Raw genomic sequence first — 23,927 nt, 5'->3', positions numbered from 1 at the left:
GCTTATTCACTCCAAGTTGCGTTAAAACGATACCCAAGTCCACGTACTGTTTCAATAGAGTTCTCAATACCAAGCTCATTGAACTTCTTACGAAGACGCGTAATATTTACGTTTAATGTATTTTCTTCAACGAAGCTTTCATCATCCCAAAGGGCAGCTAATAAATCTTCACGGCTCGCTGTACGTGGGAATTTAGATAATAACATTTCTGCTAAAATTGCCTCTTTCTTCGTTAAAAGAACTTGCTCAGATCCAAAGTGAATTTCTGGACGCTCAGGGAATAACTTTAAACCTTCTACTTCAACGATACGTTCAGAAATGTTTGGTGCATAATCACCATAAATACGGCGTAATTGTCCTTTAATTTTCGCCATTACAACGTCGTAGTGGAACGGTTTTGTAATGTAATCATCCGCACCGCTTTCAATCGCCATAATTTGTTCCATTTCACCCGCACGTGCTGAAATGAAAATAATTGGACAAGTAGATTCATGACGAATTTGACGGCACCAGTAGAAACCATCGAATTTCGGTAAGTTTACATCAAGTAAAACAAGATGTGGTTTCACAGCGTTAAACGATTCCATAATATCATCGAAATTCTCCGCAACAACAGCTTCATAGCCGTACTTTTGAATGTGAGATTGCAGTAATGATGAAATATTTGGATCGTCTTCAACGATTAAAATTTTATACATATGTATATTCCTCCTCAAAAAAACAATTGTAGCTATAGTGTATCATGTGTTTCAAGTCTTTTCATTATGTTGAAAGATAAGCTAGTAAACAGTATAAGTCAAAAGCGTGAAAAGTAAAAAGGGCGCTGGATACAATTGACAAATACCGGTAATCAGTTTAACATTTAGATAAATATCTAAATGTCTAATTATCGAAAGGAAGAAAGACATTGAATCAAGCATTCAAAGCATTAGCAGATCCAACAAGACGAAAAATTTTGGATTTATTAAAAGAAGGCGATCTAACCGCAGGGGAAATTGCTGAACAGTTCAATATGACAAAACCAAGTATTTCACACCACTTAAACGCACTTAAAAATGCGGAACTTATTCAAGATGAAAAGAAAGGACAATTCGTTGTGTACTCTTTAAACACAACTGTCTTTCAAGATTTATTGACTTGGGTGTTTACGTTTACGAATAAGGGAGGAGAAGGGAAATGAGGAAGCATCTTTTTGCAATTATATTAATTGTTATAACTTGTTTAGCTTGGGCGTTTGCTTGGCCACATTTGCCGGATACAATTGCGACGCATTGGAGCGGCGGTAAGGTAGATGGATATTCGTCTAAATTATATGGAATGATTTCTATGGTTGGAATTATGATTGTGTTATATATATTTCTAAATGTAATACCGAAGATTGATCCAAGGAAAGCAAATTACGAGAAATTTTCTAAAGCTTTTATGATGATGAATAACGGAATACTCCTGCTACTATTTGTAGGGAATATAGATATTATTACAAGTGGACTAGGATATAACTTATTTATTAATCGGGTGCCAGAATTATTAGTTGGTATTTTATTTATAGTTATCGGAAACTATTTACCACAATGTAAACCAAACTTTTTCATTGGGATGCGTAATCCTTGGACATTGAGTAATGAAGAAGTATGGAGAAAGACACATCGATTTAGCGGAAAAGTATTTGTGGTGTTAGGACTTATTATGATTATAAGTGTTTTCGCTCCAGCTGATTTGAGATCTTATATGATGCTCGGGATTATAGTAGTTGCTGTTATCATAACGAATTTATATTCTTACGTTTTATATAAAAAAGAAATGCAATTGTGAGTAATAAGCGATTGAATTACACTAATCAAATTTTATAGTTCTAGTTTTTATATGTTAAGAGATTATTTTAATACTCAGTGGAGATAACAAAGGCTCTCTGAGTAAACTTTTCATTTTTAATCTGAAAATTCAGTTAAAAAGACGATTTGGGGGAAATCACATGTTAGAAATTATAAATTTTAGCAAGACATACAAGGGTGGTAAGAAAGCAGTAGATCATTTAAATATTACTGTTCAAGCAGGAGATATCTTTGGATTTATCGGGCATAACGGTGCGGGGAAAAGTACAACAATTAAGTCGTTAGTAGGAGTTATAGATTTTGAAGAAGGGGAAATTTTCGTTGATGGTCATTCAGTAAAAAAGGATCCGATTGCATGTAAGAAAGTAATGGCGTATATTCCTGATAATCCAGATTTATATGAGCAATTAACAGGCATTCAATATTTGAACTTTGTTGCGGATGTATTTAAAGTGTCTGCAAAGAATCGGGAAGAACAGATACAGAAGTATGGGGATGCTTTTGAGATTACACCTTACTTGGGAGACTTAATTTCTTCTTATTCACACGGTATGAAACAAAAAGTAGCGATTATATCGGCGGTTTTGCATAAACCGAAATTATTAGTTTTAGATGAACCTTTCGTTGGTCTTGATCCAAAGGCAGCCGTAGTATTGAAAGGTATTATGAAAGAGCTTTGTGAAAAGGGAAGTGCGATTTTCTTTTCTACGCACGTTTTAGATGTGGCGGAGAAATTATGTAATAAAATAGCAATGATTAATAGAGGGAAATTAGCACTCTCAGGGGAAGTAAATTCTTTAATAAAGGAAGGTTCATTGGAAGAGCTCTTTATGAAGGAGCTTGCTAATGAATACTAATAGTTTAGGTCTTTTAAAAATCCGGTTGATAACGCAGCTTGGTTTAAATACTTTTAAATACGAAAAAGATAAGAAAAAGAAGCAGAATAAGATTTTGCTGACAGCATCTATTGCCCTAGTTGGTGTCATGTTAATGTTATATTGCGGAACCTCGGCATATGGATTGGTGAAACTAGGAATGAGCGACATTATTCCAGTTTATGCACTAGTTATTAGCAGTGTATTAACGTTGTTTTTTACTATATTTAAGGCAAATGGAGAAATTTTTGCTTTTAAGGACTATGACTTTTTAATGTCATTACCGATTCGTGTAAGTACTGTTATTGCAAGTAGATTTTTGTATTTATACTTGCTGAATACGATCTTTTCAATCATAATCATGCTACCAATGGGAGTTGTGTATTGCATACATGAGAATCCATCAGTTTCTTTTTACTTTATGTGGTTCATCAGTATGTTTATAGCATCTTTAATCCCAACAACAATTGCAGCGATCTTTGGAGCTGCGATTACGGCAATTGCTTCTAAATTTAAAAATACGAATAAAATAACTACGATTTTAAGTTTTATAGTAATTATTGCATTCGGTTTCTTTATGCTAAAAAACGGAAATGCTCAATATAGCCTTAATGATATGAATGGAATTGGTGCAATTGTTTCAGAGCAATTAACGAAAGTGTATCCATTAGCTAGCATGTTTCAAAAAGCAATTGTTCATGCTGATATTGTAGCTTTCATCCTATTCGTTGGGATATCAGTTATTTGGTATTATCTTTTTGTAAAAATACTTTCGTTAAAATATAAGCAAATAAACACAGGGATTTCCACTTATCATATGCTTTCAAATTATGAGATTCATAGTATGAGAAAAGAAAGTGTATTGGTCGCATTGTATAAAAAAGAGCTGAAACGTTTCTTCTCTTCTACAGTGTATGTCATAAATAGTGGAATGGGAGTCGTGATGGCTATAGCTTTCGCGCTAGCTATAGTTGTAGTAGGACCAAGTCAATTAATAGCGTATCCTGGAATTGAGTCGATTTTGCAAAAGATTGCTCCATTTGCTATTGCAGCAGCGATTTCAATGACGTGTACAACATGTGTGTCATTGTCTTTAGAAGGAAAAAATGTATGGATTATTAAGTCATTGCCTATAGCGCCAAAGATGATTTATGACAGTAAAATTCTTATGAATCTTTCATTGACTATACCTGCATCAATTATTAGTGCTGTATTACTAATAATAGGGTTAAAACTAGATGTTTGGAGTTCTCTTTTAATCGTAATAACACCGATGACATATTCAGTATTTTCGGCAGTATGGGGGATTTTTATTAATAATCGATTTGGTTATTATGATTGGTTATCAGAAACTCAAGTAGTAAAACAAAGTGTAGGATCGTTTGTTGGTATGTTTGGTGGCTTAATTGTGGCTGTTATACCTGCCTTATTAATCGGTACGGCTGCTATCTCGAACTACAGAGCATTTACTCTTTTAGTTGTTATAGTGCTTATGATTATTACTATTTTCTTGTATAAGAACGAGTCGAGAAGAAGTATAAAATAAAAAGCTGCTTTTCCTTTAAAGAGGAAGAGCAGCTTCTTTATTTTGAAACAGTTTAGACCTTTATATCACTTCTTCAAAACAGGTACCCATATCTCGCTTCTGAAATTCGGCGAAGATACCTCTTTACTTTCATTCCACAATATCTCCGGCCCTTCCGCTAGTTCATAGTTTGAAGAAGGGAACCATTCGGAATAAATACGTCCCCATACATTTTGCAGTGCATCAGGAAATGGACCGACAGCTTCGAATATAGCCCATGTTGAAGCAGCAACTTCAAGTTGTTTAAACTGCTCTGGACAATCCTTCGTTGTGGCTACTCCAATATAATGATCGAGTTCGCCTTTTTCCTCCATTCTTCCTTCAGAAAAGTTAGTAGAGGCACTAATGATTCCATTTGGTTCTATGTTTGCAAGTGACTTTAACGTTTGAATGGACTCTGGGTTTAAACTTTTCCACATAGAAGCAATTTCTTCATTTACACCGTTAAAAACAATCGGGACGCGTTTTTGTATACCAATAATTCGAAATGGCTCTTTTTTTTCAATTCGATAATTCATTTCGTTTCCTCCTTGAATGGATAGCTGGAAGGTCATTGGGGAATAAGCCTTCAAAGAATGATTACTGTTTCGAGCCTCTGAAGGTGTTATGCCGTGCAAGTTTTGAAATGCACGAGAGAATGAATCTGGTGAATTGTAACCATATTTTATAGCGACATCAATGACTTTTACATTGCTGTTTTTTAGTTCAAAGGCAGCGAGAGTAAGACGTCTACAGCGAATATAATCAGATAGTGATATGCCAGCTAGAAATGAAAACATCCTTTTAAAGTGATATTCAGAGCAGAGAGCTAGCCTCGCAACTTCTTTAAAATCAATTTCATCTGTCAGGTTGTCTTCAATATAGTGCATTGCTGCATTCATATTTTTAAGTGAATCCATACTATGACCTCCTCTGTACATAGAATAGCAGGAACGAAATAGCTCCATCCGACATTTCATGCACAACTTTGTAGGTAGTTTTTTCACCTTACAAAAATGTAATGTTCCTGTAAGGAGAATCAATGGTTGCCATCATCTCCCAATGTTATAGTAACAAAGTACTTTGATTCATTACGTTAAATTTTTGATGTCTTTACTTATGTGCCTTACATAACTGTCATGTTTGTGTAAGAAACATCGATAGTGGCAAGAGTAGAGAGTATATATAGTAAAAATAGAGAATAGAAGAAATGAGGGATGTCGAGATGAAAACAGTGTTAGAAGCAAAAAATATTAAAAAAGTATATGACACGGGTGGAAATAAATTTGAAGCGTTAAAAGGTATTAACTTACAAGTAAAAGAAGGAGAGTTCGTTGGCATTATGGGACCTTCTGGTTCTGGTAAGACGACGCTATTAAACGTTCTTTCTACAATTGATAATGCGACGGACGGTGAGATTTTAATTGATGGAAAAGATATCGTGAAGATGAATGATGATAAGCTAGCGTTATTCCGCCGCGATCATTTAGGTTTCATTTTCCAAGATTATAACTTATTAGATACGTTAACAGTGAAAGAGAATATTGCGTTACCTCTTGCGTTATCAAAAGTAAAGGCAAATGAAATTGATCGCCGTGTTCTTGAAATCTCAAAGAAATTTGGTATCGATCACATTTTAAGTCAATTCCCATATCAAGTATCTGGTGGACAGAAGCAGCGCTGCGCGGCATCACGTGCAATCGTTACAAATCCAAGTATGATTTTTGGGGACGAGCCAACTGGAGCGCTTGATTCTAAATCTGCAACAGATTTACTTGAAAGTATGAAGTCATTAAATGAATATGATAACTCAACAATTTTAATGGTAACACATGATGCATTTGCGGCAAGTTATTGTAAACGAGTTATTTTCATTAAAGATGGTGAGTTATATAAAGAATTACATCGCGGTGAATTAACACGTAAACAATTCTTCCAACAAGTCGTTGACGTAATGTCTTCTATTTCTGGAGGTATGGCTGATGACCTTATCTAGCATTGCCCTCCGCAACATACAGCGGAACTTTAAAGACTACTTTGTATATTTTGCATCTATGATTTTTAGTATCGTAATTTACTTTACATTTAAAGCACTGCAATACAATTCACAAATGGAAAAAGCAGCGGAAGCTTCTAAAAAAATTAGCGGAGCATTCCAAGTTTCAAGTGTCATGCTTATCATTTTCGTAGCAGTGTTCATTATATATTCGAACGGATTCTTTACACGTAAACGTAAAAAAGAAGTTGGATTATATTCTTTACTAGGTATTCGTAAAAGACAAATTGGTAAAATGCTTTTTTATGAAAATATGTTAATGGGATTAATGTCTTTAATTATCGGGATTGCGATCGGTAGTGTCCTTTCAAAAGTATTCCTTGAGTTATTAGTAAGTATGATGGGACTAAATTTAAATGTTCATTTTGAAGTACCGATGGCTGCGATTATTGATACAGCAATTATTTTCTTTGTGATTATTTTATATACATCACTTCAAGGATATCGTTTAATTTATCGTTTTAAGTTAATTGAACTTTTCCGCGCAGAACGCGAAGGGGAAGCAATGCCAAAAGGATCAGTAGTTATGGCATTAATTTCAGTATTCTTAATCGGTTCAGGTTATTTCTTAGCGTTAATGTATGTAAAGGCACTTAAGTATGCAGACTTTATGGCAGTCGCACTTTACATTTTACTGGCGACAGTATTAGGTACGTACTTACTATTTATGTTCTTTACAGTATTCGTATTAAAGCGTGCACGAAATAATAAATCGTCGTTTTATAACGGTATGAATATGGTAACAACATCACAGTTACTATATCGCATTAAAGGAAATGCCAAGTCACTTGCAACAATTTCTATTTTAAGTGCGGTAACATTAACAGCGGTTGGTACGTCAGTTACGATGTATTACAACACATTTACGCAATCAAAAGCATTCACGCCGTACAGTTATTCTTATGAGAAAAAAGATGCAGCACTAGATCAGAAAGTAAATGAGATTCTTGCGGAAGAGAAGCAGGATCACCCTGTAAAAGACCAATTTGAGATTGAGACGGTTCCTGTAAAAGGGAAGTTTGAAGGAGAAAAAGTTGATTTCATTCTTAATTTGAATTACACGATTTCAGAGAAATATCAGTTTATGTCTCAGTCTGAATTTAACAAACTCGCTAAAAAAATCGATGCAGAAACAGTGAATGTAGCTACTGATGAAGCATTTATATATGACAGTTCGTATATCGAGGGGCATGAGTTTAGCCCGCAATATAAAGGAAACAAAGCAGTATTCCAAATTGGAAACGAAACGAAGCAATTAAAGATCCAAGGTGCAAACGACGTTGCGATTACAAATTTAGGTGAATTAGTTGTTGTCGTTTCAGATGAAACATATGAACAAGCGAAGCAAGCATTTGGCACACGTATTGTAAAAAATATTGATGTAAAAGATGAGAAAAACAGTAAAGTGTTAACAGAAAAATTAACAAAAGTGATGCCAGCTGGTGAATCAGAAATGGTGCCACCATTTAGAGACTTCTACACTGGTTTCCATATGGGGCTTGAAGGAACGGGACTAATGATGTTCATCGGAATGTTCTTAGGACTTGTATTCTTACTAGCAACAGGTTCTATCATTTACTTTAAACAATTAACAGAAGCGAATGCAGATCGTGAGCGCTACGTTGTACTTCGTAAAGTCGGAGTAACAAAACAAGAAATGAAAAAAGCTATCGCAAAACAAGTAAGCTTTATCTTTGCAATCCCGTTAGTGATTGGAATTTTGCACAGCTTATTTGCACTAAAAGGTTTAGCAAACTTATTACCATTTGAAATTATGATTCCGCTCCTAATTAGTATTGGAGTATACGGTATCATTTATATCGGATATTATTTCTTAACAGTTCGTTCTTATTATAAGATTGTGAGCGCGAAGTAATAAGAGATAACTGTAAGAAAATAAAGAGCCATTTACCTGATTTTGTATGAGGTAAATGGCTTTTTGCTTTTGTATATAAGTACGACTAAGAGGAAGAAATAATTAACGCGCATCAATTATGTCTATAAAACTAAAAGCATGTTTATGACCAAAGATATCTATGCATATTACAGTACGTTGTAAAGGATGCATTTTCATAAAATGTAAATCTATTACTATTCATTTATTCTTACTCTTTATAAAAAAGATTGCATATATTTACAGATTCATTTACTTAGGTGTTATATAACGATAGACGTATCGGTGGTGCCTTCCATAAAAGTTTTCTTTTATATCTGTTCTATCAAATACATAAATGTAAAAGAGGGAGAGTTTGTCGGTATTATGGGACCATCTGGTTCTGGGAAGATGGGTATATTCAATTTTATAATAATGATCGATTCGAAAAACGACTAAGCGGCCTCAGCTCTATGAAATATAGGGCTGAGGCCGCTTAGAATGATTTTGTTATTACAACTTGGTGAGGATATAAGTTCATTTACTATTTGTACTTACCAGAGTTCATTTGTAAATAAAAACTCCCTAAAATGAACTTCATTTAGTAAAGTATCTTCGTTTACTAGATTTCCATGAGCGTCATAAAGGTATTTATACATTTGTAAGCTTTCTATTAAGTTTCTATTTATTTTATTGTAATGATGGCTTAATTCATCATCAGAAGCGTATTTTCGACGAAGGTTTTCTTTGAGGAATGGGGGATGTATAGATAGATATAAAGTGGGTTGCTCTAATTCTAAAAATTGCTTCATGGATGGAATTAAAGAATATTCACTACCTTCAACGTCTATTTTAATAAAATTCAAATCTTTAATATTATGTGTATGAATTGTATCTTGTATCGTGATGCAATTTACGGTGCATGAATTATCTGAAAGAGTTGGAATAAGACTAGGAGTGGAGTCACCGTATGCGCTTCTTATATATAAATTAGTAGTTCCTGTTTTTTCAGATAATGCAGCGTTGATAGGAGTTACTTTTGAAGAAATTTGCGGATTTAAAGTGAGATTTTTATGCAGTTCTCCAAAAGCGACAGGATCAGGTTCGATAGCGTAGACATGTTTGGCTAAGTTGGCCCCATATAAAACTGTAGGCCCAATCCAAGCTCCGATATCGAGATAACTATGATTCTCATTTAAAAATCTATCCATAATGTTAAAAGTACATTCTTCCCAACCGTTATTATTTATTAGATTCCATACTGTAGAAGTGTGTTGATTAGCTATTACATCAAACTTAATTTTTCTTTTTGAAATAGGTATTATACCGTTAGTCATGAATCACATCTCCTTCATTATTTAGTATCGAAATCAAATTGTTGGCTGTGATTTTATTTATTGATTCCAATTACCCCATTGAGTATTCAGCATTTTCCTTTCTTCTTCTGAAATGATATTGTTCTTATACCAAGGTAAGTGTTTACATGTAAAATCATCGGCTACTCTTACTGCATTGTAAAAACCGTTATCAATAAATTTTTTATTATAAACAGCAAAAGTTGTATCGATATCAGCTCGATAAACTTTAGGATTACTATACTGACTAAAAGGAAAAAGCCAAAATTGCATTTCCCATTCTCTTACTGTGTATTGTCTAGTGGATACAAGCTCTTGGTTGAAGTCAGGGGTAGGTGAAATGTCTAAAGCAAGACCTGCTTTAAAAACTGAAAGGTCAATTGTCAACTGTTTTAGATATTCTAAAAAGTTATTGGGCATTTTTTCATTAAAAAATAAATCAGGGTCAGTTACAGCGAAAAAATCTGGAAATAAATGAATGAAATGAGGGCTTGCAAAAAATTGCGGTCCATAATTTTCATTATTTTTTATTAAATTATATTTAGTTGATATTTGTTCGTAAAATTCAAGTAGAGCAGGAGCAGTTGAATTATTATCCCAAATCCATATATTTTCAGGATTTATCTTTCTTTCTTCTAATTGCTGTAACATATTTTTTAAATAAGTAATATTATTAAAAGCTATTACTATTATAGGGATATTTGGATTGTTCTTTAAGTTGTCTATATTAGAACGACTTAGTTCATTTTTACATTCAAACATAATTTGTAACACCTCCGAAGGAGAAAACTGGGTATGAACACAAAACATAATACATTATAAGTAACATTTCGATATATTATGCATAAATAGGAGGAAAGGAATCAGTGTGAGGCCTATGTATTAAATTGAAATACCGGAAAGTTCAGTTATAATATCTGGTTTTTCAATAAAAGTTGTTATGTGTTACTGAGGTGGAGTTTGATTACGAAAACTCATCTTAAAAATTAAAGAGTAGATCAAAATGCCTTTCTAATAAAAAAGACGAGCTAAAATGTTAAAACTTTAGCTCGTCTTTTTGTATTACACAACCGCAGGGTTATAAATCATCGTAAAGTGCCCTTGTAACAATTCAATATGGCAAGGTGTATGAAGCGAGCTTTCTCCATCTGTATCTACTTCTTTTTCTTCTTTTGTTTCGATACGAATGGATTTCGCTTTTACGTGGAAGATGTCATTTTCATTTGTATCTTCAAATAGTTTCTTTCCGATATAATCTTTAAAAGCCTGAATGCCTGTTGATTTAACTACGAAAATATCAAGTGTTCCGTCATCACATTTTACATTCGGGATAAAGGAAGGGATACCACCAAGATATTCACCGTTTCCAATCATAACAAGGACAGCTTCGTCTTCATATACTTGTCCGTCGTAAGTGATTTTGACTGGGAATGTTTCAGCGTTTTTGACAGTTCGAATGGTGCTTAAGTAGTAACCAATTTTACCAAGCTTTGCTTTCTCTTCGGCATCAATATTGTTTGATACTTCAGAGACGAGTCCGATGCCCCAAAAGTTTAAGAAGTATTGTCCGTTTGCTTTTGCAACGTCAACTGGTTTTATATGTCCTTTTGTGATAAGTTTTGCTGCTTCAGCAATGTTTTGCGGAACGCCGAGTGTGCGAGAGAAGTCGTTGCAAGTTCCGCCTGGAATGATTGCAAGTGTAGGTCTAGTTTCAAGAGGTGCTAAGCCGTTTGTGCATTCAAATACAGTTCCGTCACCACCGAAGACGATGATCAAATCTACTTTACTAGCAAACTCCTGACAATATTTTGTCGCATCACCTTGCTTTTTCGTATGAAGGATGTGTAAGTCAGGAAAAGCTGCGGCAAGAGGTGGTACGATTTTCGCTAAATTTGTATGTAAGTCGCCTTGTCCAGCTTTCGGATTTATGATGAGGAGTACTTTTTCAAATTTTGTCTTTGTCATTTTCATTCTCTCCCTTTGTTTTTTTACGAATCGTGATAGAAAATAAACTTCCATCAATAATTGATGGAAGTTTATTATATTAGTTCGTTACAACTGAAGCGATAAATGGTAAGTTACGATATTTTTCCGCACAGTCGATACCATAGCCAACGATAAATTCGTCTGGGATCTGGAAGCCAACATATTCAGCTGTTAAATCAACTTTACGACGTTCTGGCTTATCAAGTAGTGTACAGAACTTTAATGATTTTGGTTTATGCATAAAGAAGTGGTCTTTTAAGAAATGAAGTGTTAAACCAGAATCGATAATGTCTTCTACGACAATTACGTTTTTTCCAGTAATATTTACATCGATATCTTTTAAGAGTTTTACTTTTCCAGTTGTTTCTGTTTGATTTCCGTAGCTAGATGCAGAGATAAAGTCGATTGTTACCTCGTTTTTAATGTGACGAATTAAATCAGCAGCAAATACGAAAGATCCTTTTAATACAGCAATTACAACGATTTCTTCTCCTTCAAAGTCACGTTCGATTTGAAGTGCTAGTTCTTTTACTTTTGCTTGTAATTGTTCTTCAGAAATTAAAGTGTCTTTTATTTCAATATTCATTGGAATCCTCCTACAGTGTAAAACTTGTGAACATTTCGACTGTAAAGGATAGAATAGAAAAAGTCAAAGAAGATCGTATTGTTCTACAAAAACAACGACAAAATCATCTGATGATATGATATACTAATCACATTAAGAAAACGCTTCCAAAAGGGTGATTATGATGAAGAAGAAAGAGTACACAAGTGTAACGTTTATAAAAGCATTACTTTTAACAATTGTTCTTGGCTTGTTGGTTTACATAATTGATGTACCTGTAATTCGCATTTCATTAATTGGCATGACTTTAGTATTAGGCGCAATTTCCCACGGTATGATGTCGCAGTTGCAAGAAGCTGATCATATGGATAAGAAATGAGAAACCTTCACGTATATAGAGTGAAGGTTTTTTTCGTTTCTTACAAAAGTGTAAGGTAGCTGTAAGACAAATCGATAGTTGCATAGTAGTGTTTTGGATAAACTATAAGTGTAAGGTAAAAGGCAAGCATATTTTAGGTAAATGAAGCTTTAGACACTCTATATGTGAAGAAGGAGTAGGAGGGCATGGAGAAACGTTGGACAACCTTTTCTTTTTTAGCGACTAGTAACACTGTAGTGTTAGCTGGAGAAATGGATTTTTTGCACTTGTTTGATCGAGAAGATGATCATTCTTCTTCTAAATTTACAATGAAATGGTGTAAATGGAGCGAAAGTTGTAGATTGGAAGAAGAGACCCCTAACGAAGAGCAAAAAGTTATTTTAACAAACCCTATTAAGGCATGGGTTGTTCAACGTCGTAAGTGTAACGTCAAAAATCACTTCAAGAAAACTGAGCCGAGACAATTAGTTATCGCTCCGGCCTGCTCTACTTCTGAATCACGCGAAAGTAACATGTAAATATTGAGACACACTCGAAAAAACATCGTATAGATTACGATGTTTTTTCTTTTTCTATAATGGAATCTTTAAATGAAATATATTTCATCTGCATCTTATATTTATATCTGTTGTTTATTCTAGTGATACATCCGATGCGACGTGATGTAAAACGTATAAGAGGAGAGAAATAAAATGAAAAAGAAACTATTACCAATTTGTGCAATGGCACTTTTAACAGTAGGTTATTCTTCAGTAGCGAGTGCTTCTACTGGAACACTAACAAAGGAAGAAGCAGCGCAAGTGCAGTCAGATGTAGCTAAAAAGGAAGAAGCAATTAAGGCACAGCAAAAGAGTGATGCAGAGAAAAAGCAAGCGGCGCAAGTACAAGAAAAAAGTGATATGGCTAAAAAAGAAGCAGCGATAAAAGTCGAGCAAAAGAATGAAGTAGCGAAAAAAGAAGCAGCACAAGTGCAACAAAAAAATGATGCAGTCAAAAAAGAAGTAGCCAAGCCAGTTGTACAAGGTGAAAAATTACCAAACACAGCATCAAATAATGTAGCAATGATGGCATTAAGCGCCTGTCTTGTCGCAATAGGTACATTATTTGGATTGAATCGTCGTAGTAAGGTTAAAGCGTAAATAAAATATTAGCCTATAAAGAATGGGATAATTTCATATATTAAAAATGGTAGGTTATTCCTACCATTTTTTGCATGGAGGGATGAAACATGAAGTTACGCAATTATATCGGTATCATATTGATGGCTATAGGGCTATTTATGGGATCCTATTACGCGGTGGAATGGTATAAAGGAAAAAGCTCCGCTCAAGAATTAACGAAAGAAGAAATAAAGAGCCTTAAAAATATACAAGATAATCAGCTTTCAAATGAAAAACTAGTAACTTCACAAGTGCCTTCTTCTCAAACCGGGCATAAAGAAGGAGAAAAGGTGGCAATGTTAAATATACCGAAAATAAAGAAGAAGTTTTCTATATATTGGGGAGCGAATGATGCCACTTTGAAAAAAGGAGTGGGTATGTTCGTTAGTGATGTAACGACAACGCCATCTGGAGGGGGACATACTGTACTGAGTGGGCATCGAGATACTGTATTTACAGATTTGGGAGAGTTAAAAGAAAAGGATACCCTTATTTTAGAGTATGATAATAAAACTTACACATATGAAATTCAAAAGATATGGATTACCCATGCGGATGATCGTACTGTTATTATAAAAAAAGAAGAACCAATATTAACACTGACAACTTGCTATCCATTTGATTATATAGGGGATGCACCAGATAGATATATTATCGAAGCGAAGTTAACTGCGAGTCATGCAAAATAAGACTGTAGTTTCTGAAAGTGAGAGGAGGATACATAAGTTATGTCAAAAAACATTTTAATTGTTGAAGATGAAGAGATTCTACGTGAAATATTAAAAGATTATTTTTTGAGTGAACAATATGTAGTGTTTGAAGCGAGAGATGGGAAAGAAGCTTTAGTTGTATTTGAGGAAGAAGAGGTTGACTTAGTTATTTTAGATATTATGTTACCGGAACTAGATGGATGGTCTGTTTGCCGAAGAATTCGTAAGACGTCCGGGGTTCCGATTATTATGCTGACGGCACGTGTTGATGAGGATGATACGCTCCTTGGTTTTGAACTTGGAGCAGATGACTATGTGACGAAGCCGTATAGTCCGCCCATTTTATTAGCAAGAGCGAAAAGGTTGTTAGAAAGTAGAAAAGTAACAAAGCAACTTTTAGAGAATGAAGATGATACGCTATCAATTCACGGCATTCACGTCCATTTTCCGTCACGCACCGTTACAGTAGATAAGGCAGACATTAATTTAACACATACAGAATTTGAAATATTAGCGTATTTCATGAAAAACCAAGGGATTGTTTTAACACGAGAGCAACTCATTTCAAGAATTTGGGGATATGAATTTGTTGGTGATGATCGAACGGTTAATAGCCATATTCGTAATTTGCGAAATAAATTAGGAGAGAAAGCAAAGTACATTACAACTGTAGTACGGACAGGTTATAAATTTGAGGGGAATGTATGAGGAAAGGCATTGTACTCAAATTATTTACTCTTACAACAGCACTATGCATGCTCATTTTAGCGACGATATTTATTGGGCAAACGATATTTTTCAAGCAATATTATGCGAATCGAAAAGTAGAAGATATTAAAGTGAATTTAAATTCCTTTGAGAAGAATTATTTGAATTATGCAGGAAATGCAGAAGAAATTCAGAACTTGGAGCAAGATTTTTTAAGAGAAAATAATACGTGGATTACGACATTAGATCAGAATGGGAATTTAAAATATGCAGAGGATTTTTATTTTGAGGTAACGATAGACCGTAGGCAACAGAAGAGCTTTGGACAACAAATATTCAAGATGCCCTTATACAACCTCATCAATATAGAGGAGATTGATAATAAAGCAGTAGATCAGTTTTTAGGACAAGAAATTTATTTTTCTGGAGTGAAAAAAGAAGATAGCTTTATTCCATTCTCTTTCTCGTTAGCTAAGCAGAATTTAAGCGGATCTAATAAACCGTTAGAAAAAGCATTTAATGAGAAAATGAGTAAACTAAATGAGGAGAAAAAGAAAGCAGCTGAGGAACAAGTTACTAAGGAAAAGAAGCCGACCGTTCAGGAACAAGCTGCCCAAGAATCAGGTATTTATATAGGAGGGCGTGTTACGAAAGTACAGTTTCCTGATGTAAAAGGCCTCGTAAATCCAATTTATAAAAACACTTTATTTTTGGATAGTATAAAGGAATTTCAAACGGATTTATTACTAAAAGAGAGTAATAAAATACAATATTCAACACAGACAATGGACTATGAAAAAAATGATATAAAATATAAATTATTAATGAAACCGATAAAAGAAAAAGACGGATCAGTGACATATATATATGCGATGGCATCTTTGCAACCAGTCGATGAAGCTGTACAAATGGTGCAAGATTATTACATCTACATCATTGCATTTGTAGTCGTTCTCATCTTCCTAGCTTCGTTCTATTACTCAAAACAAATTGCAAAACCGTTATTAAAAATAAATGATACAACGAAAAAAATAGCTCATCTAGATTTCACAGAAAAAATACCGATTACTTCTAAAGATGAAATTGGGGATTTATCGAAAAATATTAATGTGCTATCGAATAAACTCCATTCGCATATTGGACAGCTGGAACAAGATATTGAAAAGGAAAGAAAGCTAGAAAAGACGCGGAAAGAATTTATTTCTGGTGTTTCACATGAATTAAAAACACCGTTAAGTATTATGAAAAGCTGTATCTCTATTTTAAAAGATGGGGTAGCTGAACATAAAAAAGAGTACTATTTTCAAGCGATGGAACGAGAAGTAGACAAAATGGATATGTTAATTTTGGATATGCTTGAGTTAGCTAAATTTGAATCTGGTACATATAAAATGAAAAAGGATTCATTTTATATTGATACAGTAATTGAAGATATATGTGAACACCTTTCTGTGGAGATAGAGAAAAAAGAACTTCGTGTTCATAAAAATATACGTTCATTTGAAGTGATTGCAAATCAAAGTCGGATTGAACAAGTCATCGTAAATTTCATTACGAATGCAATACGATATACACCAAATAAAGAGGACATTATTATTTCTACAATAGAGCAAGAGGATCATATAAAAGTGTGTATTGAAAATAAAGGCACACACATTGAAGAAGAGCAATTAGATAAAATTTGGGATCGTTTTTATAGAGTGGATGCAGCTCGCCAGCGTTCACAAGGTGGAACAGGGCTTGGACTTGCCATTTCGAAGAACATTCTAGAACTGCACGATGCTGAATATGGGGTAAAGAATACAGAAGATGGTGTGTTATTTTACTTTTATTTACCGAAAAAAGCGTAGGCAACGCATGCTACGCTTTTTTAAGTTATTTTCATATTATCTTTACTTAATCTTTATTTTTAAGCGATATAATCTGGTTAGAAAATGAGGTTATGTAAGGAGTCGATGAACCGTGCATAGCAAATTGCTAAGTATAATGGTGTTTATTTTCTTTTGCGCATTTATTGTTTTTTTAATTGATATTACGATATGAAAAGAAGAGCGCTAATTAAGCGCTCTTCTTTTATGAATTCTGTTGATAAGCACCGGTGCTTTTGAATAAGCGTGGTGAAGTTGTAAATAAAAATATAAGTAAAACGGTACATAAAATAAATGACCCAATCATTGTGCTACCGTTTACGATTAATGAATATAGTACAGCTGATTGGCCTTTCGGTGCATATTGTCCCCAGAAAATAATACCGGCGATAAAATGACAGAAGTACCGTGCAAAGCTACCAACAAATGTTGCAAGGATAATGTAAACAAATGCTTTCCTTTTTTGGTTTTGCTTTGACGCAGGTTTATCTTTACGGCTACCTAAATTAGATGTTACGAGAGCTTTTTGAATTGGACGATAGAATAATCCGGCAAATCCGATAAAGGCAAAGGCAATGAAGTATTCAATGAATGCTTGCATAGGTGTTAAAATGTAAGCGTCACCTACGACAATTTGTAATAATCCCCAAATTAAGCCTCCTAAGAAAGCCATTTTGAAGCCCCAGCGGTATGCGATAATAAAAATAGGAATCATAGCAAATGAAATAGAACCGCCTGTTGGAAGTTTAATTGATAATGGTAAAATGTCGATGACCATGGCGAAGGCTGCAAGAATGGCAGATTCGATCATCGCTTGTAAATTGGTGTTACGCATGTTGTGTCCCCCTAAATCCAAGTTGTACAAAAAAGAATAGATATCATAGGAGGATACGAAATACGTAAATAAAAAAGAGGTATGTATTTCGAACGTTTGCACAATCCCTGCGTTAGCATTAACTAACAGGTTCGAAGGGTCGGAACGAAGTGTTCCCTCTCAGCAGCATGGCTCCCCCTGTGATAACGAGATTCTTTATTTGCTATTGTTTATTGTAAGTGAAATGGATGAGAATGGCAAATAAACCTTGTATGACAATAAGTGAAATATAATTGTATTGAAATGTTAATAAATATGAAGCAAAAAGATATAGTCCAAATGAAATAGAATATGATATAATTTTTTTGAAAATAATTATCATTCTCTTCTGAGGGGGAAGGTTATGAGTTTAGTAGATATTAAAATTGGTGAGAAAGTGTTAGTAAAAAGTATTCAGTCGCTAGATCAGTTATTAAAGCGTAGACTGGCTGCCTTCGGTCTCGCGGAAGGAAGCGAGCTTCGTATAAAACAGAAAGCGATGTTTAAAGGTCCTTGTACATTGGAGTGTCGTGGGCAATTAATTAGTATTCGTCATTGTGACGCGAAAATGATAAAGGTGGAATTAGCGTGAATAAGGTAGCTTTGCTAGGGAATCCGAATACAGGGAAAACATCATTATTTAATGCGCTTACCGGTTCTTATGAATACGTAGGAAACTGGAGCGGTGTAACAGTAGAAAAGAAGGTTGGTAAATTAAAAGATAAGCAAGGAACGCTAATTGATTTACCAGGCGTTTATGATTTAAATCCAGTTTCACGTGATGAAGGTGTCGTTACAAGCTTTCTACTAACAGACGAATTTCATCATATGTTAAATATAGTGGATTCTTCGCAATTTGAGCGAAATATGCATTTAACATTACAATTACTTGAATTTGGTAAGCCAGTTTCAATTGGTTTAAATATGATTGATGTGGCGAAGCAAAGAGGAATTGTTATTGATGTAAAACGATTATCAGAAATATTAGGTGTAACAGTCGTTCCAGTCATCGCAAGAACCGGAAAAGGCTGTGAAGAATTACTTACTACTCTTCATGAAGAGAAACAAAAAGAGAACAAGCCATTCATTGTTTCATATGGTGTACAAATGGATGAGGGGATCGGCGAGGTAATTGCTCTTTTGGAGACAGCGAATTATGAGCATCCAAGATGGTTAGCCCTTCAATTCCTAAGCAATAACGAAGTAGTAGAAAAAGAAATGAAAGCACTACCAATTTATAAGGAACTTGTAGCCGTTCGATCTCGCTTAGAAGGAAAACTTGATTGTACGTTGGAGGAGCACATTTACAAAACTCGTGAAGCGTATATTGAAAAGTTAAAAACAAATGTTATGAAGCATGAGAAAGAAGGAAAAATTCCTTTTTCGGAAAAAATTGATAGGTTAATTACACATAAGATTTTAGGACTTCCAATCTTTTTAGCAGTTATGTTTTTTATTTTTCAGGTTACGTTTACGTGGATTGGTACGCCTTTATCTGATATGCTTGATGGTTTTTTGGGCGGACAACTTACTGATTGGGTAACAGCTGGACTCACAACTGTTGGGGCTTCTGATTTTATTCAAGCACTCGTTACAGAAGGTATTATTGCCGGCGTTGGTGCAGTATTAGTATTCGTGCCGCAAATCTTTGCACTATTCTTTTTCATTTCATTATTAGAAGACTCAGGGTATATGGCGCGAATTGCAGTTGTTATGGACCGTATTATGGAGTACTTTGGCTTGAACGGGAAAGCATTTATTCCAATGATTATTGGTTTTGGATGTAACGTGCCAGGTATTATGGCAGCGAGAACGATTGAACAGGAAAAAGAACGTTTACTTACAATCCTTGTAACACCGTTTATGTCTTGTTCAGCACGTTTACCTGTATATGCATTATTTGCGGGAGTATTCTTCCCTAATAGTCAGGCGACTGTTGTGTTTTCTTTATATGTTGCAGGTATTGTTCTTGCACTACTCGTTACAAAAATTATGTCTCTTACGATTTTGAAAGCGGAAAAATCTATTTTCGTAATTGAATTACCTCCTTACCGCGTGCCGCAAGCGAAAACGTTATGGCTAAGCACATGGGAGAAAGGGAAAGGTTTCGTTCGTAAAGCAGGTACATTCATCTTCGGTGGTTCTGTTGTCATTTGGTTATTAAACTATGCAGGTCCATCAGGATTTGGTGTTGATATGGGAGACAGTTTCTTAGCGATGATTGGTGGTTTTATCGCGCCGCTATTCGTACCGCTCGGCTTTGGAACGTGGCAAGCTGGGGCATCCCTTTTAACAGGATTTTTGGCAAAAGAAGTTGTTGTTTCAACGATGGCGATTATTTATGCGGTTAAAGAAGATGTGCTAGGAAATGTAATGGGAGCACATTATACTGCTTTATCAGCGTACGCATTTATGTTCTTTGTTTTATTATATGTTCCGTGCTTAGCGACAGTAGCTGTTATTAGACGCGAAACAGGATCGGTGAAATGGACAATTTTCTCTGTCGCTTATCCATTAGTTGTTGCTTATGTATTAACGTTCATTATATACCAAGTTGGATCCTTACTCGGATTCTAGAAGGAGATGTATTGTGATGATGGTCAATATTATAATTGGAGCTATCATTTTTGGTTATGCAACATATACGCTAGTGAATTTTGTAAAGAGAAGTAAAAAAGGAAAGTGCGCAGCATGTTCTTTAAATAAGTCGTGTCAATCGACAACTTGTAGTCCGGATATGGAGCAAATTGCTCATAAGTAGAAAAAAGCTTTGCGAAATTCGCAAAGCTTTTTTGTTTATTTATTTTTATCAATTATGGAATTTATTTGTTGGTCACTGCCGTAAGCCACAATACCATGTGCCTTTTCTCCTAATAAAGAACAATCTGATAACGCTCCAAGTGAAATTGTTGCCGCTAACCCGATTCCTACTAATTTTTTCATGATGATTGCTCCTTTTTATGTGCTGTATAGTAAATACAGTTTTGTATAAGAACTATTGAGCTGTAACTACCGAGTTAGCTTACAGTAACATTACACATTCTATAATGTAGTGAAATCGCGTAAAAATAAGTTGATTTCAAGAAGAACCATAATAAGAATATACAAGGAATACAATGTTGTAGTGGGAATGTCATATTATATTGGCTATATTTTGGAAATACCATGTAAGGACATCTTCGTTTTGTTATAATAAACACATAGGTTGTAAAAATGAATATTCTTTACTGTAAAGGGAGATTTTTAAGTTTTCCAAGTAGTGAATTTGAAATATGAGGTATATCATAGGAGGAATTTGGATGTCTGTATTTAAACGATTACGAGATTTAACAATGTCAAATGTGTATTCATTAATTGAAAAAGCGGAAGATCCAGTTAAAATGACGGATCAATATTTACGTGATATGCAAGCAGATGTACAAGAAGCTGAAAAAAGTGTAGCAGCTCAAATCGCACTTGAGAAGAAGTTTAAATTATTATTTGAAGAGCAAGAAGCGCTTGTGAAAAAACGTGAAGAGCAAGCTCATATGGCTGTTCAAGCTAGCAATTTAGACCTTGCGCGTCGTGCTTTAGAAGAGAAACAAAACGCAGAACAAAAGATGAATGAGTATAAAGCAAGCTATGAGCAAAATAAAGCTGCTGCTGATAATCTTCGCGCGAAGTTAGAAGAAATGCGCAAGCAATTAACTGAGCTGAAAAATAAACGTGAAACACTTGTAGCACGTGTAAATGCAGCGAAAGCACAAAAAAATATTAATCAGGCGATGTCTGGATTCGATTCAAATTCAGCAAAAGCTGGTTTAAGCCGTATGGAAGAGAAAGCTCTTCAATTAGAGGCTGAAGCAGAAGCAAGCGGTGAAATTTACAAAAAAGAAAAGTCATTAGATGATGAATTCGCAAGCTTAAACAAAAATTCTGCTGTTGACGATGAATTAGCTCGTATTATGAAGCAGTACGAGAAATAATATAGAATAGACAAAGAAACCGACATGTCTGAAGAGAATTCATGTCGGTTTTCTATTACTTTCTTAGGGGAGGTTTTGTAATGACGTGGATGAATGTAGTAGCCATGCTTGTATGGACTGGAGCGAGTGCAGTACTTTTATTTGCAATTATGTGGGTTGATTCGATTTTTACAAAATACAATGATTTAAAAGAAATAAAAAATGGGAATACAGCTGTAACAACTCGTTTCGTTATGAAATTATTTGCGCAAGGTTATATTTTATCCCAATCGATTACGAAGGCGAATGATTTATGGCAAGCGCTTCTTGCATCAGCAGTTTCTTTCGTTATTTTATTAGTTGTAGAAATGTTTATTGAATTTATTTTAAGAAAAATGGTAGGTCTTGACTTAGAAGAAGGAACGAAAGAAGGTAGCGTTGCACATGCAATGTTAGCTGGTTCATTACATATCGTTGGTGCACTTATTTTAGGTGCTTGTTTATAAAGAGAAAAGGAGGGGTAAATCATGAGTTTATTTAAACGAATTAAAAATATTATGAAAAGCCCAGAGCCACCGAAGCCGGAAAAGAGTCTTTTAACGTTAGCTCCTGGTGATATGATTGAAGTTTCATTAGTCATGTACGAGTTAACTGGGAAAACGAGTATGCATTCTCGCAAGGAAATTGTTTTAACGCTGCAAGACGGGAAAGATATTCGTTATTTAAAAATTGAAGATCGTGAAAATACGTATTATAAATTATATACACCAATTGATGGTCGTTTAGATTCAATTGAGGAAATTCCGACGACAATTGAAATGGATGATATCGAGTACCATATGGAAGAGCAATATAATGGCCGTGTTGTTGTGATGGGGAAAACACCATTTTCTGCTTCAGAGGAACAGTACGTATGGGAATTCCAATCTGATAATCGTAAATTATTACGTATTGAATGGCAAAATGGTCGCACAATGATGTATGAGGGAGAAGCAATCATTCCTGCTGATGTACAAATTATAAGAGCAACGTAAGGGGGCGTAATCATGTCAAACCGATTGTTTACCATGATTAAATCGTTTGTGATCCCTATACTTGCTATCGTTACATTACTTGTTGTTGCTGGTTATGCCTTATCAGGTTGTCAAGGTGGGCAGACAAAGTCAATTCAAGACCGTTACCCACTTGAGTCTGTCGCAAAGGAAGGTAAACAAGAATCTTACGTGTATAGGGCCGCCAATCGGTCAGTTCCTGAAGTCGCGAAGGAACTTATAGCCGAAAGGAAACCGAAGCAAGCATCTAAAGAAGACGAAAATCAAATGTTCCTCGTTTATTCGGATAAAATGTATAACCTTCAAAAGGATAAAGAGAAACCATCCGATACGTTAATTGAAATAAGTAATGAAGAATTTGTCCGTCAAAATTACCAACCGTCATTCCTGCAAGGCTATATTATGGGGAGTATATTAAACGATATATTCGGTTCGAAAAAATCATCATATGGTGATTATCGCGGATATAATGACAGACAAAATCATAAACCCGTTACTCCAGAAAGACCGCCTACGAAAGAGGAAAAGAAAACCCCACCTCCAATTACGAAGGAAGGGAAAGGGTCTATCATTAAGCGAGGCGATAATGTAGATTTGAAACCTTCTGTAGGAGATACAGGAAGTATTACGAAAAAAGGAAGTAACACGCCTCCGCCTTCTACTGGTAGCAAAGGGAAAATTACAAAAACACCAGGTGGTTCGAGCGGATCTGATGTGAAGCCGAAATCATCTATTAAAACGCCGCCAAAGAATACGTCTCCCCCGAAAACAAGGGTCGGTGGTTCAGGGAAAGTTACGAAGAGAAGATAGTAGAGAGACCGAGAAGTGAGATTTACTTTTCGGTCTTTTTTTATTATGGAAATTAATTCCTTGTAGCTGATACAATTAAGGTATAAGGAGGAGATTGTGATGACTATGTATAAAAGATTTAGTTTGGTTATGTTCTTCGTCTTATTCCTCAGTTTGTTCATTAGTACAACGATGAAATTTCACTTTGTAGTAGGTATTCTATGGATCATATGTACATGTACTCTCTTTCTGTATATTCCGCTTCGTTTTCAACATGAAGTGCCCGCTTTCCAAAAATATGTAGCGTGGATTAAAAGCGGCGGAAGATGGGGCGAGTAAATTGGAATATATGGACCGC

General features: G+C 34.9%; 28 protein-coding genes, 3 pseudogenes and 1 riboswitch. Of the genes and pseudogenes, 22 read left to right on the top strand and 9 right to left on the bottom strand.

The window, feature by feature from the left end:
* Window positions 1-2: 2 nt before the first annotated feature.
* Entirely contained in the window at window positions 3-698 is a 696-nt protein-coding gene (locus COI75_RS19265; protein WP_000276738.1) for a response regulator transcription factor, read from the bottom strand.
* Window positions 699-907: 209 nt separating this feature from the next.
* Here COI75_RS19265 and COI75_RS19260 point away from each other — a divergent pair, with 209 nt between their 5' ends.
* The 4 genes from COI75_RS19260 (at window position 908) to COI75_RS19245 (ending at window position 4,253) form a co-directional block, all read left to right on the top strand.
* Window positions 908-1,180: an autorepressor SdpR family transcription factor gene (locus COI75_RS19260; RefSeq protein WP_001070537.1), complete on the top strand. Its 273-nt coding sequence runs from the start codon at window positions 908-910 to the stop codon at window positions 1,178-1,180.
* Window positions 1,177-1,812, top strand: coding sequence for an SdpI family protein (locus COI75_RS19255; RefSeq protein ID WP_001225531.1), 636 nt, complete (start codon window positions 1,177-1,179; stop codon window positions 1,810-1,812). The genes COI75_RS19260 and COI75_RS19255 overlap by 4 nt, the downstream gene beginning before the upstream one ends.
* Window positions 1,813-1,972: 160 nt before the next feature.
* Window positions 1,973-2,689: an ABC transporter ATP-binding protein gene (locus COI75_RS19250; protein WP_000889761.1), complete on the top strand. Its 717-nt coding sequence runs from the start codon at window positions 1,973-1,975 to the stop codon at window positions 2,687-2,689.
* A complete protein-coding gene (locus tag COI75_RS19245) occupies window positions 2,679-4,253 on the top strand; it encodes a hypothetical protein (protein WP_001095686.1) in 1,575 nt (524 codons plus the stop codon). Before COI75_RS19250 ends, COI75_RS19245 begins: the two co-directional genes overlap by 11 nt.
* 65 nt (window positions 4,254-4,318) lie before the next feature.
* On the opposite strand, the gene COI75_RS19240 is transcribed toward COI75_RS19245, so the two are convergent.
* A complete protein-coding gene (locus COI75_RS19240) occupies window positions 4,319-5,191 on the bottom strand; it encodes an AraC family transcriptional regulator (RefSeq protein ID WP_000377673.1) in 873 nt (290 codons plus the stop codon).
* Between the two features lie 305 nt (window positions 5,192-5,496).
* Between COI75_RS19240 and COI75_RS19235 the strand changes: the two genes are divergently transcribed.
* Window positions 5,497-6,267: an ABC transporter ATP-binding protein gene (locus tag COI75_RS19235; protein WP_000859663.1), complete on the top strand. Its 771-nt coding sequence runs from the start codon at window positions 5,497-5,499 to the stop codon at window positions 6,265-6,267.
* On the top strand, window positions 6,254-8,203 hold the full coding sequence (locus tag COI75_RS19230) for an ABC transporter permease (RefSeq protein WP_000176141.1): 1,950 nt from the start codon (window positions 6,254-6,256) through the stop codon (window positions 8,201-8,203). The genes COI75_RS19235 and COI75_RS19230 overlap by 14 nt, the downstream gene beginning before the upstream one ends.
* A gap of 102 nt (window positions 8,204-8,305) precedes the next feature.
* Here COI75_RS19230 and COI75_RS27395 read toward each other — a convergent pair.
* Window positions 8,306-8,389 (bottom strand): annotated as a pseudogene (locus tag COI75_RS27395) (YolD-like family protein); the annotation flags it as partial.
* 162 nt (window positions 8,390-8,551) lie between these two features.
* Here COI75_RS27395 and COI75_RS27390 point away from each other — a divergent pair.
* Together COI75_RS27390 and COI75_RS27695 are read left to right on the top strand one after the other, a co-directional pair.
* Window positions 8,552-8,647: pseudogene (locus COI75_RS27390) on the top strand (bacitracin ABC transporter ATP-binding protein); the annotation flags it as partial.
* Window positions 8,620-8,700 carry an IS3 family transposase gene (locus COI75_RS27695; protein ID WP_368665681.1) on the top strand — a complete coding sequence of 27 codons (81 nt, stop codon included), beginning with the start codon at window positions 8,620-8,622 and terminating at the stop codon, window positions 8,698-8,700. The pseudogene COI75_RS27390 and the gene COI75_RS27695, both read left to right, overlap by 28 nt.
* A gap of 54 nt (window positions 8,701-8,754) precedes the next feature.
* Here the strand turns inward: COI75_RS27695 and COI75_RS19225 are convergent, their stop codons facing one another.
* The 4 genes from COI75_RS19225 to hpt form a co-directional block, all read right to left on the bottom strand.
* On the bottom strand, window positions 8,755-9,537 hold the full coding sequence (locus tag COI75_RS19225; RefSeq protein WP_000181234.1) for an FkbM family methyltransferase: 783 nt from the start codon (window positions 9,535-9,537) through the stop codon (window positions 8,755-8,757).
* A gap of 57 nt (window positions 9,538-9,594) precedes the next feature.
* Window positions 9,595-10,317, bottom strand: coding sequence for a glycosyltransferase (locus COI75_RS19220; protein WP_000461063.1), 723 nt, complete (start codon window positions 10,315-10,317; stop codon window positions 9,595-9,597).
* Window positions 10,318-10,617: 300 nt separating this feature from the next.
* Window positions 10,618-11,520: a diacylglycerol/lipid kinase family protein gene (locus COI75_RS19215; protein ID WP_000167876.1), complete on the bottom strand. Its 903-nt coding sequence runs from the start codon at window positions 11,518-11,520 to the stop codon at window positions 10,618-10,620.
* A gap of 79 nt (window positions 11,521-11,599) precedes the next feature.
* Complete coding sequence (gene hpt, locus COI75_RS19210; RefSeq protein WP_001019297.1) at window positions 11,600-12,127, bottom strand: hypoxanthine phosphoribosyltransferase; 528 nt, start codon at window positions 12,125-12,127, stop codon at window positions 11,600-11,602.
* A 160-nt stretch (window positions 12,128-12,287) separates the two neighbouring features.
* On the opposite strand from hpt, the gene COI75_RS19205 reads away from it, so the two are divergent.
* From COI75_RS19205 to COI75_RS19180, 6 genes are all read left to right on the top strand, one after another.
* Complete coding sequence (locus COI75_RS19205; protein ID WP_002095206.1) at window positions 12,288-12,485, top strand: hypothetical protein; 198 nt, start codon at window positions 12,288-12,290, stop codon at window positions 12,483-12,485.
* Window positions 12,486-12,670: 185 nt separating this feature from the next.
* The gene (locus COI75_RS19200) at window positions 12,671-13,003 is read left to right on the top strand and encodes a hypothetical protein (RefSeq protein WP_000415621.1); all 333 of its coding nucleotides are present in this window, start codon (window positions 12,671-12,673) and stop codon (window positions 13,001-13,003) included.
* 174 nt (window positions 13,004-13,177) lie between these two features.
* Window positions 13,178-13,624, top strand: a complete 447-nt coding sequence (locus COI75_RS19195) for an LPXTG cell wall anchor domain-containing protein (protein ID WP_000728032.1) — start codon at window positions 13,178-13,180, stop codon at window positions 13,622-13,624.
* An 89-nt stretch (window positions 13,625-13,713) separates the two neighbouring features.
* A complete protein-coding gene (locus COI75_RS19190) occupies window positions 13,714-14,334 on the top strand; it encodes a class D sortase (RefSeq protein ID WP_000776835.1) in 621 nt (206 codons plus the stop codon).
* Window positions 14,335-14,373: 39 nt separating this feature from the next.
* Window positions 14,374-15,063: a response regulator transcription factor gene (locus COI75_RS19185; protein WP_000041868.1), complete on the top strand. Its 690-nt coding sequence runs from the start codon at window positions 14,374-14,376 to the stop codon at window positions 15,061-15,063.
* Entirely contained in the window at window positions 15,060-16,913 is a 1,854-nt protein-coding gene (locus tag COI75_RS19180; protein ID WP_001225343.1) for a sensor histidine kinase, read from the top strand. The genes COI75_RS19185 and COI75_RS19180 overlap by 4 nt, the downstream gene beginning before the upstream one ends.
* Window positions 16,914-17,136: 223 nt before the next feature.
* On the opposite strand, the gene thiT is transcribed toward COI75_RS19180, so the two are convergent.
* Window positions 17,137-17,766: an energy-coupled thiamine transporter ThiT gene (gene thiT, locus COI75_RS19175; RefSeq protein ID WP_001246591.1), complete on the bottom strand. Its 630-nt coding sequence runs from the start codon at window positions 17,764-17,766 to the stop codon at window positions 17,137-17,139.
* Between the two features lie 86 nt (window positions 17,767-17,852).
* Window positions 17,853-17,954, bottom strand: a riboswitch (TPP riboswitch).
* Between the two features lie 194 nt (window positions 17,955-18,148).
* Between thiT and COI75_RS19170 the strand changes: the two genes are divergently transcribed.
* From COI75_RS19170 to COI75_RS19160, 3 genes are read left to right on the top strand one after another with little or no spacing between them, the layout of a single operon-like run.
* Window positions 18,149-18,376: a FeoA family protein gene (locus tag COI75_RS19170; RefSeq protein WP_000060510.1), complete on the top strand. Its 228-nt coding sequence runs from the start codon at window positions 18,149-18,151 to the stop codon at window positions 18,374-18,376.
* Window positions 18,373-20,361: a ferrous iron transport protein B gene (gene feoB / locus COI75_RS19165; protein ID WP_001044835.1), complete on the top strand. Its 1,989-nt coding sequence runs from the start codon at window positions 18,373-18,375 to the stop codon at window positions 20,359-20,361. Before COI75_RS19170 ends, feoB begins: the two co-directional genes overlap by 4 nt.
* Before the next feature lie 16 nt (window positions 20,362-20,377).
* Window positions 20,378-20,545, top strand: coding sequence for a FeoB-associated Cys-rich membrane protein (locus COI75_RS19160; RefSeq protein ID WP_000989605.1), 168 nt, complete (start codon window positions 20,378-20,380; stop codon window positions 20,543-20,545).
* 38 nt (window positions 20,546-20,583) lie between these two features.
* Here COI75_RS19160 and COI75_RS26985 read toward each other — a convergent pair.
* A pseudogene (locus tag COI75_RS26985) lies at window positions 20,584-20,727 on the bottom strand (lipoprotein BA_5634 family protein); the annotation flags it as partial.
* Between the two features lie 356 nt (window positions 20,728-21,083).
* On the opposite strand from COI75_RS26985, the gene COI75_RS19155 reads away from it, so the two are divergent.
* The 5 genes from COI75_RS19155 (at window position 21,084) to COI75_RS19135 (ending at window position 23,908) form a co-directional block, all read left to right on the top strand.
* On the top strand, window positions 21,084-21,749 hold the full coding sequence (locus COI75_RS19155) for a PspA/IM30 family protein (protein WP_000110294.1): 666 nt from the start codon (window positions 21,084-21,086) through the stop codon (window positions 21,747-21,749).
* An 80-nt stretch (window positions 21,750-21,829) separates the two neighbouring features.
* Complete coding sequence (locus COI75_RS19150; RefSeq protein ID WP_000220089.1) at window positions 21,830-22,234, top strand: DUF350 domain-containing protein; 405 nt, start codon at window positions 21,830-21,832, stop codon at window positions 22,232-22,234.
* 21 nt (window positions 22,235-22,255) lie between these two features.
* Window positions 22,256-22,762: a DUF4178 domain-containing protein gene (locus tag COI75_RS19145; RefSeq protein ID WP_000051754.1), complete on the top strand. Its 507-nt coding sequence runs from the start codon at window positions 22,256-22,258 to the stop codon at window positions 22,760-22,762.
* A 12-nt stretch (window positions 22,763-22,774) separates the two neighbouring features.
* The gene (locus COI75_RS19140; protein WP_000071205.1) at window positions 22,775-23,590 is read left to right on the top strand and encodes a DUF4247 domain-containing protein; all 816 of its coding nucleotides are present in this window, start codon (window positions 22,775-22,777) and stop codon (window positions 23,588-23,590) included.
* A gap of 99 nt (window positions 23,591-23,689) precedes the next feature.
* Complete coding sequence (locus tag COI75_RS19135) at window positions 23,690-23,908, top strand: hypothetical protein (protein ID WP_000180092.1); 219 nt, start codon at window positions 23,690-23,692, stop codon at window positions 23,906-23,908.
* Window positions 23,909-23,927 lie beyond the last annotated feature (19 nt).

Origin of the sequence: Bacillus cereus, from assembly GCF_002564555.1 — a bacterium.
Lineage (GTDB): Bacteria > Bacillota > Bacilli > Bacillales > Bacillaceae_G > Bacillus_A > Bacillus_A cereus_K.
The sequence above is the reverse complement of the archived record's forward strand: the minus strand, read 5'-3'. Positions and strand labels throughout refer to the sequence as shown.

What these genes read in the sequence shown, in the direction of transcription:
- COI75_RS19195 (WP_000728032.1), top strand. Translation starts at nt 13,178, where the DNA reads ATGAAAAAGAAACTATTACCAATTTGTGCAATGGCACTTTTAACAGTA.
- COI75_RS19245 (WP_001095686.1), top strand. Translation starts at nt 2,679, where the DNA reads ATGAATACTAATAGTTTAGGTCTTTTAAAAATCCGGTTGATAACGCAG.
- COI75_RS19225 (WP_000181234.1), bottom strand. Translation starts at nt 9,537, where the DNA reads ATGACTAACGGTATAATACCTATTTCAAAAAGAAAAATTAAGTTTGAT.
- COI75_RS19135 (WP_000180092.1), top strand. Translation starts at nt 23,690, where the DNA reads ATGACTATGTATAAAAGATTTAGTTTGGTTATGTTCTTCGTCTTATTC.
- COI75_RS19265 (WP_000276738.1), bottom strand. Translation starts at nt 698, where the DNA reads ATGTATAAAATTTTAATCGTTGAAGACGATCCAAATATTTCATCATTA.
- COI75_RS19240 (WP_000377673.1), bottom strand. Translation starts at nt 5,191, where the DNA reads ATGGATTCACTTAAAAATATGAATGCAGCAATGCACTATATTGAAGAC.
- thiT (WP_001246591.1), bottom strand. Translation starts at nt 17,766, where the DNA reads ATGCGTAACACCAATTTACAAGCGATGATCGAATCTGCCATTCTTGCA.
- COI75_RS19215 (WP_000167876.1), bottom strand. Translation starts at nt 11,520, where the DNA reads ATGACAAAGACAAAATTTGAAAAAGTACTCCTCATCATAAATCCGAAA.
- COI75_RS19235 (WP_000859663.1), top strand. Translation starts at nt 5,497, where the DNA reads ATGAAAACAGTGTTAGAAGCAAAAAATATTAAAAAAGTATATGACACG.
- COI75_RS19185 (WP_000041868.1), top strand. Translation starts at nt 14,374, where the DNA reads ATGTCAAAAAACATTTTAATTGTTGAAGATGAAGAGATTCTACGTGAA.
- COI75_RS19190 (WP_000776835.1), top strand. Translation starts at nt 13,714, where the DNA reads ATGAAGTTACGCAATTATATCGGTATCATATTGATGGCTATAGGGCTA.
- COI75_RS19205 (WP_002095206.1), top strand. Translation starts at nt 12,288, where the DNA reads ATGATGAAGAAGAAAGAGTACACAAGTGTAACGTTTATAAAAGCATTA.
- hpt (WP_001019297.1), bottom strand. Translation starts at nt 12,127, where the DNA reads ATGAATATTGAAATAAAAGACACTTTAATTTCTGAAGAACAATTACAA.
- COI75_RS19220 (WP_000461063.1), bottom strand. Translation starts at nt 10,317, where the DNA reads ATGTTTGAATGTAAAAATGAACTAAGTCGTTCTAATATAGACAACTTA.
- COI75_RS19140 (WP_000071205.1), top strand. Translation starts at nt 22,775, where the DNA reads ATGTCAAACCGATTGTTTACCATGATTAAATCGTTTGTGATCCCTATA.
- COI75_RS19180 (WP_001225343.1), top strand. Translation starts at nt 15,060, where the DNA reads ATGAGGAAAGGCATTGTACTCAAATTATTTACTCTTACAACAGCACTA.
- COI75_RS19250 (WP_000889761.1), top strand. Translation starts at nt 1,973, where the DNA reads ATGTTAGAAATTATAAATTTTAGCAAGACATACAAGGGTGGTAAGAAA.
- COI75_RS19155 (WP_000110294.1), top strand. Translation starts at nt 21,084, where the DNA reads ATGTCTGTATTTAAACGATTACGAGATTTAACAATGTCAAATGTGTAT.
- COI75_RS19160 (WP_000989605.1), top strand. Translation starts at nt 20,378, where the DNA reads ATGATGGTCAATATTATAATTGGAGCTATCATTTTTGGTTATGCAACA.
- COI75_RS19255 (WP_001225531.1), top strand. Translation starts at nt 1,177, where the DNA reads ATGAGGAAGCATCTTTTTGCAATTATATTAATTGTTATAACTTGTTTA.
- COI75_RS19200 (WP_000415621.1), top strand. Translation starts at nt 12,671, where the DNA reads ATGGAGAAACGTTGGACAACCTTTTCTTTTTTAGCGACTAGTAACACT.
- COI75_RS19150 (WP_000220089.1), top strand. Translation starts at nt 21,830, where the DNA reads ATGACGTGGATGAATGTAGTAGCCATGCTTGTATGGACTGGAGCGAGT.
- COI75_RS19170 (WP_000060510.1), top strand. Translation starts at nt 18,149, where the DNA reads ATGAGTTTAGTAGATATTAAAATTGGTGAGAAAGTGTTAGTAAAAAGT.
- COI75_RS19145 (WP_000051754.1), top strand. Translation starts at nt 22,256, where the DNA reads ATGAGTTTATTTAAACGAATTAAAAATATTATGAAAAGCCCAGAGCCA.
- COI75_RS19230 (WP_000176141.1), top strand. Translation starts at nt 6,254, where the DNA reads ATGACCTTATCTAGCATTGCCCTCCGCAACATACAGCGGAACTTTAAA.